Origin of the sequence: Alloprevotella rava (assembly GCF_014195585.1) — a bacterium.
Taxonomy (GTDB): domain Bacteria; phylum Bacteroidota; class Bacteroidia; order Bacteroidales; family Bacteroidaceae; genus Alloprevotella; species Alloprevotella rava.
Genome location: NZ_JACICA010000008.1, coordinates 1 through 13,088, shown reverse-complemented (window position 1 = coordinate 13,088; position 13,088 = coordinate 1). Strand labels below are relative to the sequence as shown.

Genomic DNA, 13,088 nt, shown 5'->3' with positions numbered 1-13,088 from the left:
TTCTCAACTTATCAGAGATACTGCAGAAGGTCTTTCAAATCTGTCACAACGGCATTGGGGATTGACTCATCCTCTTCTTTGTCTGTCCAGCCTTTGCCTTTCAGCCAAATGGTTTGACAGCCCACACTCGATGCGGGGAGAATATCCTTACTGAAACTATCGCCTACGACACATACTTCGGATGCCTTGCAGCAGCAGGCATCTACTCCCAACTGATAGATACGTGGATCTGGTTTTCTCACTCCGACCACAGCACTTTCAATTATCGCAGAAAAATACTCCAGCTGATAGGAGCGCAGAATGGTTTCTATATTCCCATAGAAATTTGAAACCAACACTAGCCTATACTTCTTTTGCAACTCTTCCAATACACTTCGGGTCTGTAGTAATTGCTGTAAAACATAGTCGTTGCAGAAGGTGGCAATGCGTTGAGAGAATTCTAAGCGTTCAGACTTGGTTGTTATGAAATACTCTTTAAAATCTAACCAAAGCAGTTCTTGACGCACTTTCTTGCAGAGCAAGGCGTAGAAGTCATCATCAGATTTTATAATAGGTGCTTTTGCCAAGGCACGTTCGCCAAAAACATAGGCCTCACGAAACTGTGCTTCTGTAACTGGAACCTTTGCTGCTTGAAATCCATCCCAAAGCACGTAAGCCCAATGGCGCGCATTCGTGTCAAGTGTGCCACCATAATCGAAAATAACAGACTTAATCATTTCATGATCTTTTTAGTTCCCACTTTCACTAACGATACGCCTACAATAATCCAAAAGAGTTCACGAATACGCGTATAAAAACTGGCAAACAGACCTATGGAGGGTGTACCAAAGCCTAAAAGCTTCACAATAAAAGCCAGCGCCCCCTCGCGTGCACCCAACTGCATCGGGAAAAAGAACAGCATATTACCAATCAAAGAAGAAAAAGCCAATACCAACAAGGCATCGCCAAATGAAACGGGAAGTCCGAGACTTAGAAGGATGAAATAATATTCATAGGAATTGATAACGCGTCCTACATATTCCATAAGTAACGCAGAATAGAAAGCACGCGGTTGACTATGTAAGTAGGCTATATTTTCATCCACCTGTTCCATACTTGCTATGTTCTTCTCATAGAATTTCCGAGCATATTTCTTCACAAAAGGAATGTGCAATAAAATACCGTAAAGCTTTACTATCATTCCGTTTTTATAGCCATAGTAGAAGAAATATATAACGATAAAAAATACTAACGTGAAGATGCCGAACAGCGTTGTAAAGAAGACATTCATCTTGTCGAAGTAGAGAATGATAAACATTACAACTCCTGTCATCCACAAGAAGAAATGAGACAGAATGTGCATCATCGAATAAAGCACAGTACAACTCATTGCACGCGGAGTTCCAATGTAGCTACTCAATTCCATCACGCGATAAGGTGCACCTCCAAAACCAAAGGGAGTGGTATAACTAAAAGCAAAACCACTCACCGTGAGTTTGCAAGCATGAAGGTAAGGTAAATACTTATCGTGGTCACCACTATTGACAATCTTATAAAAAGCTCCAGCATTAAAGGCATAAACAAACACCCAAATACCAACTACGGCAGGAAGATAGAGTCCTACTTTGGTAATCCGCTGATGAAGGTCGGTGAAATCAACACCGAAACCATACATCATAATGATAATGCTGACAATGCCAAAGAGCAAAAACAAATTTCTATATAATGGACGCATAATTTTATGGGGTTGAATAATTATCAAGTTGGGAAAGAATCTGTTTACAAAGCTTTTCATGCTTATTACGCATATAGAAGCATATAATATTCATTACAGTAAGTTCAAAAACAAAATAAAGCCAAGGCTGTCCCAAGAGCAAAACAACATATAGAAAAATGGCACGCGTATTGAACGTAAGGATATTTGTCCATTTCATCAAAGGCAAACTCTCTTTGCGAAAGTCGTCGCACAACGCTTGTGGCAAGGATTCACTGCCAAACTTCTCTTTCAAAGCCTTACTCAATCTTTGGAAGTTAGGCGTTAATTTCTCTTGAGAATGAGTATAGTTGCGATAGAAGCAAAGAAAAAGCTTCCAAAGGAAATCCCGCCTCCATGAAAGCTTTTGAAACTCTTCGGTTAACTTATCTGTATTGTCAAGTTCGCTCCCACTTACTCCTTTCAAGAAAAAAAGATGAATGTTGCGATAATAGTCTGCAAGCTGACATTGTTTAGCATGACAAATCAAACCAGAAACAGCGGCCAACAACCAAATCCAAATACCCCATGCGGGAGTTAGACGAAGACAGATAAAGAAGTAAATGGTAAAGAACCACGCATCCCCAGCAAAACCGTCAAGAATACGCCCCAAACGAGTTTTCTTCCCAGTCATGCGAGCCAACTGCCCGTCGCAGCTATCGTAGAGGTTAGCCCATACAAGCAGAAAGATACCCAAGAGCGTGATGCGTATATCTTCAAAATAAAAACAAACGCCTGCTGCCACACCGAGAATTATACTTAAGATGGTAACAACATTAGGATGTATGCCAAAATAGTTAAAAAACTTCGCCCACAAAAGGCCTAAGGGGCGCGTAAAATGTATATCCAACCACTCCTCTGTATCCATTGATTTAAGAGTGGAATCAAGTTGTTTATTTGCCATAACTATCTATTATTCGCTCAACAATTGCTCGGGCTGCAAGTTTCCGGCATAATGAGAAACTTGGCCAGTCATTAAAATCTATAATCTTAAAAGAACCATTGGCACTTATCACACAATCTCCGCCATAAATAACAAAACCTGTAAGTCGCGCAGCTCTATCTGCTTCTTGCTTGAGAGCTGACGCATCAAAAGGGAACAATCTTGGCTGACCATTGATTTCCTCCAAACCAAACTTACTGAATTGTTGACCTAAAGTGGGATAGTATGAAAAGAAAAAGTCTGTTCCTTCAACACCATAGAACTTCACGAGATCTCCCTCAAGATGCTCTACAGCCAAGAGGTCTGTCACATTGCGTTCTTCATATTGATGAAGGGCTTTGGTATATTCTGTTTCGGATGCCACAAAGCAAACATCCGCTGCATCTTGCGCACAAGTATCTCCGCGCTTTATCCAAAAAGGATAGGATAAAGAAGGCAAAGAAGTGCAAGTAATAGCACAACATTTGGGAGCAGGAATATCCTCTTTATCAAAAAGTTTTGAGATTTTTGTTCGAGTATTTTCCAAAAGACTCTTAGGGGAGTTGAATATCGGAAGATTATGCACCTCAGCAGCTTCGAGAAGTTGCAAAGCCCTCGTACCGCGCGACATTGTAAAGATACCATCCAACTGAATAGGCACCTGCGTTAGTTTGTCTTCTGAAATTGTATGAACAGTATGTCCCGCATCTTTTAGGCCATCTACTACGGCAAAAAAAATAGCAGCATCGCGTTCCTCTGAATGAGGAGAGAAGATCGTAGATCTGCTTACCCCTAGAAAATTCATATACTTATGAGTTGAGAAAACCTTCAGCTTTCTGAATATCGCCAGCATGGTCGACATCGAGAATCTTGGAGAAAGGGCGAGCTATCAAGTGACATTTATCTGCTATCAAGCCCCGCTGAAAATTTCGCATACGACTCTGTTCCTCTTTCATACAGCGTTCGAGGGTCGGTAGGCATCTGTCCGTCAGTGCATAAACACCACCAGAAATAAAGCGGCAATCATCTCCTTTTACATCAAGAAAATCTATGATTTTCATCTGATTGTCTGCTTCTACATAAAGTGGACATTCATCATCAATAAAATCTGTCACAGCCATCATACCATCACAAGAGGATGATTCAAAGGCCTGAATATATTCAGCAAATTCTTCTTCTCGGAAAATAGTATCAACAGTTGTTAGACAAAAGTTCCCCTCTTGCAGATAAGGAGCTATTTCTGAGAAACTATGCATCGAACTCGGAGTGTTTTTTACAACAAGCCGGATATCACAACTTTTATCTGTTTCCATCAACTTGCGTATATGCTGCTCTGTCATCGGATTCAGCGTGTTGACAATGATGACAATCTCTTCAGCCTTGTTGAGGTGGAAGATACGAATAAGGCGATCAATCATTGCCTCACCGTTGATTTTCACCAACGGCTTTGGCAATGATATTCCTTCTTGCGCAAGACGGGAACCTTCTCCCGCTGCGATTATTGCATACCTCATTCTTGCCCTGTATTACTATTCTGATCAGAAGCGTTATTGTTTGAGGGCATATCTGTTCTCTCGCGTGAAAAACGACGGGGACGCTCACCATCTTCACGTCTGTCTCGATACAGTTTTGGGAGCGGATTCTTTGTAGCTTCTTTGTATTTCTGCCGATTACGATAAATATCTATAGCAGAAAAGACTGCTTGACGAAAAGAATCTGGATTTGCAGTACCAGTGCCTGCTATATCGTACGCTGTCCCATGATCAGGAGATGTTCTTACAAAAGGAAGCCCCGCCGTGAAGTTAACGCCATCATCCATAGAAAGTGCTTTGAAGGGGGCCAGGCCTTGATCGTGATACATAGCAAGAACACCGTCAAAATGCTGGTAGAGACCTGCACCAAAGAAACCATCTGCAGAATACGGCCCAAAGATGTGCTTACCTTCTCCCGCCAGTTTTTCTATCACTGGCTTGATAATTTCACTTTCTTCTTTCCCAATGACTCCTGAATCACCGTTATGTGGATTCAAACCAAGAACAGCGATACGAGGCATTGAGAGAAGGAAATCATGACGCAAGGAATATTGAAACAGACGTATCTTCAATTCCACTAATTCAGGTGTAATCGCCTCCGCTACTTCGTGTACTGGAAGATGAGTTGTTACTAAAGCCACACGCATCAAACTATTCGTAAGAATCATAAGTGTGCCGTGTTCACTTCCTAAGCGTTCTTCTAAATATTCCGTATGGCCCGAAAAATGGAAATTGCTACTCTGAATACTACTTTTATTGATAGGTGCCGTAACGAGTACGTCAACTTTACCTTCTTTCAACTCTTCGATAGCACGCTCTAAGGCTAAGAAAGCTGCATGCCCAGCTTCAGGATTAGAAGATCCGAATTCCACCTTCACTTCTTCATCAAAACAATTCACGAGATTGAGATGATTCGGATGAGCTTCTGCACCGCTTTCAACAACGTGATAGGTTACATCAGCTCCCACCGCTTTCTTGTGAAAAGAAGCTAGTTTTGCTGACCCATAAACAACTGGCGTACACAATTCGAGCATACCGCTATCAGCAAAAGTCTTAAAAATAAGTTCATAGCCCACACCGTTGGTGTCGCCATGTGTGATACCTACTTTGATTTTCGGCCTGGAATCGTCAAGTATATTACGAGAAACCTCAGCCTCAATATATTTTTTTTCCATAAACAAAATGCTATTTTTGATTCTTCTCTTCTTCTAGTTTTTTGTAGTGAGTAGTCCACAAGCAGCAAAAATGTCTTGTCCTCTACTCGAACGAATGGTGGCAAAAACACCATGGTTAGTCAGATAGTCGCGAAACTTGATCATGCGCTCGTCATTCACTCCACGCAACGACGTATCTGGAATATCATGGAAACGTATAAGGTTCATACGACAATCTAAGCCTCGGAGCAATTCTACAACTGCTTGCGCATGCTCTTTAGAGTCGTTAATACCATCGAACACGATGTATTCAAACGATAAGCGACGCTGTTTCGGTACATCCCTACGAACTGGATCTTTCCTACAGAAGTCGTACTGGTGTAATACATTAATAACATCAGTAATACCGAAGGCTTGTTCCGCAGGCATCAATTTTAAACGCTCTGAGGGTATCGGATGATGAAGACTAATGGCCAGATTACACTGGCTCTCTTCTAAGAAGCGTACTAATCCTTTTGCCAATCCAACACTACTGACAGTGATACGTTTAGGACTCCAGGCATATCCCCATTCAGCCGTTAGAGCTGTTGTTGCACGAAGCACATTGTCCAAATTGTCAAAAGGCTCACCTTGGCCCATAAAGACAATGTTTGTCAGCTTCTCGCGCTCAGGAAGACTATATATTTGATTCAGAATATCTGCCGCAGATAATGAAGCGGTCCATCCTTGGCGTCCCGTCATACAAAAGGCACAGTGCATTTTGCAACCAACCTGACAAGACACACACAGCGTGGCGCGATCAGGTGTAGGGATATATACAGTTTCAATATAATCTCCTTTAGCTGTTTGATAAAGATATTTGATTGTACCGTCCTTCGAGTATTGAGCATCAACAGGGGCGCGGCTACCAATTTCGTAGTTAGCAGCTAAACGTTCACGAGCTGTTTTAGACAGATTCGTCATCTGTTCAAAACCATTCACTTTATGCCCATAAATCCAACCTGCAAGCTGCTTTCCAACAAAAGCAGGTAAGCCCAAATCTATTGCTATTTCTTTCAGTTCCTCCAATGTTAACCCAAGAAGAACCGGTTTTTTTTCTAATGACTCTGTCATTCGAGTATTCATTTGGGAGCGAAGTTACAAAAATATACGCAAACACTTTATCTTGTAGAGCAAAAAGGACAAAGAAAGAAACATGTTATCCATTTCTTTTTGACAAATGTTATATCTTTGCAAATATGAAAAGAAAAATCTTATTTATCTGTCTCGGAAACATCTGTCGCTCTGCCACTGCAGAGGAGGTGCTTAGAGTGAAAGCAAAGGAAGCAGGCGTAGACCTTATTGTTGACTCTGCTGGTATCATTGACTATCACCAGGGAGAGCTTCCTGACTCACGTATGAGAGAACATGCTGCTCGCCGAGGCTATGAACTGACACACCACTCTAGGCCTGTTCGAACGGAGGATTTCGATAAGTTTGATCTCATTATAGCAATGGATGAAAACAATGTGCGAGGCCTTGAAAAGCTGGTGCGTAATGATGATGATCGCGACAAAATCTATCGTGCCACGGCGTTTATCTCTCAATACGACACTCTGAATATTCCCGACCCTTATTATGGAGGGCCAGAAGATTTCGAATGGGCAATAGACTTGATAGAAGATTGCTGCGACGGAATAATAAAATCAATACGATGAATTAAAGAAGCCACTCCTCTAAGAGAAGTGGCTTCGTTTTACATTCTGTTTTAACTCAGATTATCTTGTGTAGAGCAACCAAGCTCCAGCATATTTACCGCGTAATTCGCTACGTGATTGCATCGCACTATTTTTTTCGTTGAAAGAACTAGCAATAACACGATACCAACCTGTCTGACCATTGATCGTTTCATTGGTCTTAACCACGCGAGAATCATAGCCTCCATTTGCCAACTGCTCCTTGAGGCTAAGTGCATTTGCTTGATTAACAAAACTACCCACTACTACGCTGTAGGTCTTCAGCGGATTACCGCTAACAACGGTCAACGGACCATTGATAGTGCGCACGTCAGGGTCATTCACAGCAGCGTTTGAATTCTGTGAGGTTGTAACGGGTGTTACCGTTACATCATTGTTTACAGGAGCTACTGCAACTGTATTGTCATCCGTAGCCTGAGCTGCTGTAGCTTGGTTATAAGCTTGTTGCCAAGCACTTTCTTTTGATTTACAAGATGTCAATGCTGTAGCAAAGCATACCGCAAGAGCCAAAAACAGAGTTTTCTTCATTTATAGATATATTTTGTTAGTATTTTTATAGTAAAGAGGTTGTTCACAAACCTCATATTTACATTTTGATTTTGCAAAAATACAATTCTAAAACTGTATTTTCAAGTTTTTAGTGCGTTAAACTACATTAAAGTGTATCATTCTTCAAAAATATAACCGTATTTTTTGATTCATTTTATCGAAAAAGCCTTATCTTCGCCCTATCAAACATTTTAATATTAATATCCCTAAACAATGAAAGGTTTAAGTATTTTCGTATCATTTTTGGGTGGTGCTGCTGTAGGTGCAGCCGTAGGCCTTTTGTTGGCACCAGAGAAAGGTGCTGACACACGTAAAAAGCTATTAGATCAGGGCACGAAAATTGCCGATCGCGTTAACGAGACTCTAAAGCGTAAGGGCATTAAGCTCAGTCGTGAAGACATGGAAGGCATGGTTGACGACATCGCAGAAGAACTCAAACCTGTCAACGAGTAAAATGCAGATCAAGGAAGGAGGTTGTGCTTAAACAAGGTACCTTCTTCCTTTTGTAAATCCTCTTTGCTTGCAATGTTATCATCTGACCAAAACATACAGACCATACGCGAGTTATGTCTTAATCTGAAAGAATACGCAGAGCTCAAAGCCGAATCTGTTCAGATTGGACTTATTCGCAAGTTGTCCATCCTCGTAACTGCGCTTATCGTAGGGGGCATTGCGTTCGTATTGGCAGCCATTATCATTCTTTTTCTGTCTGGAACTTTAGCTTTGGCTTTAGCTCCTCATGTAGGTGGAACAGCTATAGCTTGCCTAATTGTAGCCGGTTGCTATCTACTTTTGGGATGCATAGTTTATGCAAAGCGAACAGCTTGGATTCTTAATCCCATTGCTAACTTCATAGGAGAATTGTTTCTTAAATCCGATGAATCAATAAAAGAAAAATTAGATGGCACAGAATAAATTCGATTTAGATAACCTCCGTTTGCGCCAACTAGAGCTGGAAAAGAAAATGCAAAAGAAGCGGGAGGACATTCAGCAAAACTTCTCAACGCTCTTTGCCCCGCCTCCTCCGAGCCACAACATTATTGAAAATTGGATGAACAAGGCACAACAAACTGCAGCAATCGTAGACGGCATCTTGTTTGGTTACAAAATGTTTAAAGGCTTCAGAAAAATATTCCCACGTTCTCATAAAAAATAGACTTACAAGTTTTTCTTGCAAGTCTATTTTTTATTCAAGATTACGCAGCCTCTAATAGAGAGAATAAGTACGCGCCCACACTATCAAAAAAAGAGAATTACTCACAGATAACGACTTACCTTTCAAGACCTTACAGCACAACGAGATTTTCCTTATTGCGTCAACTGACACAATAAGGCTGTCAGATGACAGCCTTATTGTATTTTCCAATTTCCTTATTGTATTTTTCGAAACAATTATCCTTATCTGTCAGCAGACGGGTGGAATACACTTAAAAAGTTTTTGGGATAAGGAGTTTCAAAACGAAGAGGTTCGCTTGTAATAGGATGGAAAAAATTTAAACGGAAAGCGTGAAGAGCTAAACGCCCTATCGGATCATCACCATTACCATATTTTATGTCACCACATACAGGATGATTCAAATCTTTCATGTGCACACGGATCTGATTCTTACGTCCTGTCTCCAATTTTAGATCTACTAGAGAATATCTATCTGCTGCCTTTATGGTCTTGAAATGCGTGACTGCATATTTACCACCATTGTCAGTTTCCGAAGAATAAGTGAAATACGCCTTATTGTCCTTGAGCCAACTTCTAACAACACCAGCCTTCTCTTCCATACGCCCAGAAACCAAAGCCACATAACGGCGATCGGTAACAATGCTTTGCCAATTATTTTCCAATATTTGCTCTGCACGTTGCGTCTTAGCATAAACTAAAAGCCCTGAGGTGTCGCGATCCAAACGATGGACAACATGCGCTGTACACTTTTGATGAGTCCTGCGAAAGTATTCATCCAAAATTGTCTTCACACAATAGGGATGATTCATCGAAGCCATTGAAAGAATACCTATAGCTTTCTCTATAACAATGATTTGAGAGTCTTCGTAAACAATTCGTACAAATTTATTGGATAGCTCATTCTTTGGCTTGCGTCTGCTAATTTCTACACGCATACCAGGCTGCAATTCATAATCAAATTGTTTTACAATGGCACGATCAACCCTCACTCCTCCACCTGTCATAATAGATTTAGCCTTGCTGCGGCTAATACCATTCAAGCAGTGTTGAATAAAGGGTAAAAGTGTTGTAGCTGTTTTTACAACAAAACTTGTAAATAGTTGTTGGCTCTTATTCTGCATTTTCATTTATTTGGCGTGCGAAGTTATAACATTTTCAGTATTTCTTAAAGTAAGACGGAAAGAAAGTCCTATATTTGCTTGATATGATACACCGTATATTAACCTTACTGAGGGACATCGCTGACATCATCCTGCCCCGCCATTGCTGCATCTGTGGAAGACGGCTCAAGGCAGAAGAAGAACAACTCTGCATAAAATGCTGGGCGCTACTTCCATTCACGAACATACACGGAGAAAAAGAAAATGGCATCGAAAGAATATTTTGGGGTAAGATTCCTATAGTCAGAGCAAATTCACTCATATATTATCAAGCGAACAACTACACTATACTGCCTATTCTCCAACTCAAATATGCAAACAATGTAGACATGGGAATTTTCCTAGGACAATGTATGGCAGAAGATCTTATCGACTCCGATTTTTTTACAGCGATTGACTACATTGTACCCATACCTCTCTCTCGTAGCCGATTGAAAAAGAGGGGATACAACCAAAGTGAAATGTTAGCCATCGGAGTTTCTAGAGTTGCAGGGATACCTATAGCAACAGATCTAATCATTAGAAAAACTGACAATGCGACACAAACCCGATTAACAACACAGCAAAGAGAAGAAAATGTGCAGAACATTTTTGAGATACAAAGAACCGAAGAGATATGCGGGAAACACCTGCTACTGATTGACGATGTGATTACAACAGGTTCAACAATTCTCTCTTGTGCAAAAAAACTATGTGAAGTAGAAGGAGTTAAAATCAGTGTGCTTACTGCCTATGTTGCAGGTTCTCACCCAAAAGGAATTTCAAGCCATGCAAAATCTCAGGAAACCAACATTTAGTAACATTTGCTTCGACACTCCTCTACTTCCTACTTCCATACTATTAGGAGCCGGAATACTGATTGGTGACATTGCTTTTCCATATATCCGTTCACTGCTTTTGCCGCTAGTATGTATTGTCATCAGTCTCCTTTTATCGGCTATATACTTTAGAAAGGTAGCTCTCTTCTGCATTGGCTCTGCCCTAATTTTGTTTGGAGTTTTTCGACTAAGCATTAACCGAATAGACGATATACACGAATGGCCAAAAGAGAAGCAAATTTATATTGGTACTATTCGTTCTGTACCCAAAGAAAAAGAGAAAAACTGGATTGCAGATGTATGGATAGGAAAAGAAAAAGTACGAGCTACACTATTAAAAAGTAAAAACCAGCCTCATTTAGGAGATAAAATCCTGCTTAACACACAAATAGAACAGCCACACAACAATGGCAATCCAGGGGAGTTTGATTATGCCACTTATCTTAGACGACAAGATTATAAGGGTGTTTGTTTTTGTTATGCAGATAATTGGAAAATATCAGAAACTACGGAAAGTTTATCATTTCTTCAAAAAGGGAGAGAAAGACTCATTCGGCAATATAAAGATTATCTAGATGGCGAGGATTTGGCAGTAATTGCTGCCATGACTCTTGGAGAAAAATCTCTATTGACTTCGGACACTAAGGACTTATTCTCAGAAACTGGAACATCTCATATTCTGGCGCTCAGCGGTTTGCATTTAGGCATCCTTTTCATGCTTGTATTCTATCTACTTAGACATACAAGAAAACGATTTCAACGAGTGATTCTTACTGGCATAACACTCCTACTAATATGGATGTTTGTAGGTTTAGTTGGTGCACCAATGTCACTCTGCCGCGCGGCACTTATGTCAACAATAGGTCTTATAGCTGGATGCCTCCGACGAAATGTGAAAGCAATCGACTGCCTATCACTAGCAGTCGTAACAATCTTACTAATTTCTCCACAAGCAATCTTTGATATAGGTTTCCAACTATCAGCTTCAGCAGTTATGGGCATTGTCATAATAAGTCCTATATTGCCACGTTTCCGTTTCGTAGAAAAATACAAAATTCTGCAAGTTATCTACAAACTTCTCATAACTTCTCTATGCGCACAAATAGGAACAGCACCACTCGTTGGGCTTTACTTTCACATATTCCCAACGTATAGCATTCTATCTAGCATTATTGTCATCCCTCTTGCTAGCATCATCTTATTAACCTCTCTCCTATTCTTCCTCATCCCTTTCGCACAACCTTTTCTGGCAATCTCTCTACACTCGTCTATTAGAGTACTAAAACATAGTCTCACATTTATCAATGAATTCCCCTATTCGCATATAGATATATACCCATCTATTTTTATAGTTGCCATCATCTATCTACTCATTTATCAAATCTATTCATTTATACTTACCCATAGATCATGGAAAATATATGGAATAAGTTTTTATGTAATACTACTATTCATCGCTACTATCATAAATATAGAGCAGCATAAACTTTCTCCCCAAATTATAATATACAATCTCTACAAGTGTCCTAATATACACTTCATAAACAAGAATAACAACTCCCAGATATGGTTATCTGATTCTGTGCAAAATAGTGAAAAACTCATATTCATAAAAAAGACTTTTTGGAAGGAATACCAATTAAACCCAAAGACGATAACAACCTCACTTAAGACAAGCAGAAAATATAATTACTTCAGATTTCATGAGAAAACCATTATTGTCCTACAAGAAAATATGCCATACAAGGCAAGCGGGCAAATAAACATAGATATTCTCTACATTTGCAAGGGCTACAAACAACAACTCGATAATGCGCTAAAATACATAATTCCCAAACTTATCATTATTGATAATTCTCTCTCTGATTTTTACCGCAAAAGACTTATCAAAGACGCATCTAAAAATGCCATAGAAATCTACGATATCAAAAAACAAGGGGCTTACATTCTGGACCTAGATAAAAAAGAAGCGAATAAGGGTTTCTAACAAAATAATAAGATTAATAAAGCGTTATAAAAAAGAAAAACCTTAACATTCATGAAGAAAACAGCAATAACACTATTGATGGCAACCGCAATGATTTCTGCAAAAGCCCAAAACTTTCAATTTGGTATAAAGGCAGGTGTCAACTTCTCGAAAGAGTCTAAAACTGAAGTAGAACGGGAAGTCAAAGATCAAGAACATAAGGGTTCATCCCCGAATTGCGTTGGTGTTATTTTTTTCTTATAAAATAAAAGCTGTCTATTCATTATCTTTGTGGTTGCCCAACCTCATTAGAAATGAACGACAGCTTATTATATCAGGCAT

Annotated in this window: 16 protein-coding genes and 1 pseudogene; 8 read left to right on the top strand and 9 right to left on the bottom strand. The window is 39.9% G+C overall.

Annotated elements, in window-relative coordinates:
• Positions 1-11: 11 nt before the first annotated feature.
• The 7 genes from FHS60_RS07415 to rlmN are packed head-to-tail and all read right to left on the bottom strand — an operon-like array spanning position 12 to position 6,453.
• The gene (locus tag FHS60_RS07415; RefSeq protein WP_183697134.1) at positions 12-716 is read right to left on the bottom strand and encodes an HAD family hydrolase; all 705 of its coding nucleotides are present in this window, start codon (positions 714-716) and stop codon (positions 12-14) included.
• Positions 713-1,714, bottom strand: coding sequence for a lysylphosphatidylglycerol synthase transmembrane domain-containing protein (locus FHS60_RS07410; RefSeq protein ID WP_244957467.1), 1,002 nt, complete (start codon positions 1,712-1,714; stop codon positions 713-715). Before FHS60_RS07410 ends, FHS60_RS07415 begins: the two co-directional genes overlap by 4 nt.
• A gap of 4 nt (positions 1,715-1,718) precedes the next feature.
• Positions 1,719-2,636 (bottom strand): CDP-alcohol phosphatidyltransferase family protein, encoded by a 918-nt coding sequence (locus FHS60_RS07405; RefSeq protein WP_183697131.1) that lies wholly within the window; start codon positions 2,634-2,636, stop codon positions 1,719-1,721.
• Complete coding sequence (locus tag FHS60_RS07400) at positions 2,626-3,459, bottom strand: hypothetical protein (RefSeq protein ID WP_183697128.1); 834 nt, start codon at positions 3,457-3,459, stop codon at positions 2,626-2,628. The genes FHS60_RS07405 and FHS60_RS07400 overlap by 11 nt, the downstream gene beginning before the upstream one ends.
• 4 nt (positions 3,460-3,463) lie before the next feature.
• Positions 3,464-4,168, bottom strand: coding sequence for an NTP transferase domain-containing protein (locus FHS60_RS07395; protein ID WP_183697124.1), 705 nt, complete (start codon positions 4,166-4,168; stop codon positions 3,464-3,466).
• Positions 4,165-5,361: a 4-hydroxythreonine-4-phosphate dehydrogenase PdxA gene (gene pdxA, locus FHS60_RS07390; protein WP_183697121.1), complete on the bottom strand. Its 1,197-nt coding sequence runs from the start codon at positions 5,359-5,361 to the stop codon at positions 4,165-4,167. Before pdxA ends, FHS60_RS07395 begins: the two co-directional genes overlap by 4 nt.
• Before the next feature lie 33 nt (positions 5,362-5,394).
• On the bottom strand, positions 5,395-6,453 hold the full coding sequence (gene rlmN / locus FHS60_RS07385) for a dual-specificity RNA methyltransferase RlmN (protein ID WP_183697118.1): 1,059 nt from the start codon (positions 6,451-6,453) through the stop codon (positions 5,395-5,397).
• A 125-nt stretch (positions 6,454-6,578) separates the two neighbouring features.
• On the opposite strand from rlmN, the gene FHS60_RS07380 reads away from it, so the two are divergent.
• Positions 6,579-7,037 carry a low molecular weight protein-tyrosine-phosphatase gene (locus FHS60_RS07380; protein ID WP_183697115.1) on the top strand — a complete coding sequence of 153 codons (459 nt, stop codon included), beginning with the start codon at positions 6,579-6,581 and terminating at the stop codon, positions 7,035-7,037.
• A gap of 60 nt (positions 7,038-7,097) precedes the next feature.
• Here the strand turns inward: FHS60_RS07380 and FHS60_RS07375 are convergent, their stop codons facing one another.
• Positions 7,098-7,604 (bottom strand): SPOR domain-containing protein, encoded by a 507-nt coding sequence (locus FHS60_RS07375; protein WP_009348325.1) that lies wholly within the window; start codon positions 7,602-7,604, stop codon positions 7,098-7,100.
• A gap of 234 nt (positions 7,605-7,838) precedes the next feature.
• Between FHS60_RS07375 and FHS60_RS07370 the strand changes: the two genes are divergently transcribed.
• From FHS60_RS07370 to FHS60_RS07360, 3 genes are all read left to right on the top strand, one after another.
• Positions 7,839-8,078 (top strand): YtxH domain-containing protein, encoded by a 240-nt coding sequence (locus FHS60_RS07370; protein WP_040598295.1) that lies wholly within the window; start codon positions 7,839-7,841, stop codon positions 8,076-8,078.
• A gap of 72 nt (positions 8,079-8,150) precedes the next feature.
• Complete coding sequence (locus FHS60_RS07365; protein ID WP_183697112.1) at positions 8,151-8,540, top strand: hypothetical protein; 390 nt, start codon at positions 8,151-8,153, stop codon at positions 8,538-8,540.
• The gene (locus FHS60_RS07360; protein ID WP_009348328.1) at positions 8,527-8,781 is read left to right on the top strand and encodes a hypothetical protein; all 255 of its coding nucleotides are present in this window, start codon (positions 8,527-8,529) and stop codon (positions 8,779-8,781) included. The genes FHS60_RS07365 and FHS60_RS07360 overlap by 14 nt, the downstream gene beginning before the upstream one ends.
• Before the next feature lie 242 nt (positions 8,782-9,023).
• Here the strand turns inward: FHS60_RS07360 and FHS60_RS07355 are convergent, their stop codons facing one another.
• Positions 9,024-9,923, bottom strand: a complete 900-nt coding sequence (locus FHS60_RS07355) for an RluA family pseudouridine synthase (protein ID WP_244957466.1) — start codon at positions 9,921-9,923, stop codon at positions 9,024-9,026.
• Positions 9,924-10,006: 83 nt separating this feature from the next.
• On the opposite strand from FHS60_RS07355, the pseudogene FHS60_RS10530 reads away from it, so the two are divergent.
• The 4 genes and pseudogenes from FHS60_RS10530 to FHS60_RS07340 all read left to right on the top strand — a co-directional run.
• Positions 10,007-10,129: pseudogene (locus FHS60_RS10530) on the top strand (double zinc ribbon domain-containing protein); the annotation flags it as partial.
• 186 nt (positions 10,130-10,315) lie between these two features.
• Positions 10,316-10,759 carry a ComF family protein gene (locus tag FHS60_RS07350; protein ID WP_183697106.1) on the top strand — a complete coding sequence of 148 codons (444 nt, stop codon included), beginning with the start codon at positions 10,316-10,318 and terminating at the stop codon, positions 10,757-10,759.
• Complete coding sequence (locus tag FHS60_RS07345; protein ID WP_183697103.1) at positions 10,731-12,767, top strand: ComEC/Rec2 family competence protein; 2,037 nt, start codon at positions 10,731-10,733, stop codon at positions 12,765-12,767. The genes FHS60_RS07350 and FHS60_RS07345 overlap by 29 nt, the downstream gene beginning before the upstream one ends.
• A 51-nt stretch (positions 12,768-12,818) precedes the next feature.
• Positions 12,819-13,010: a hypothetical protein gene (locus tag FHS60_RS07340; RefSeq protein ID WP_183697101.1), complete on the top strand. Its 192-nt coding sequence runs from the start codon at positions 12,819-12,821 to the stop codon at positions 13,008-13,010.
• The last annotated feature ends 78 nt before the right edge of the window (positions 13,011-13,088 follow it).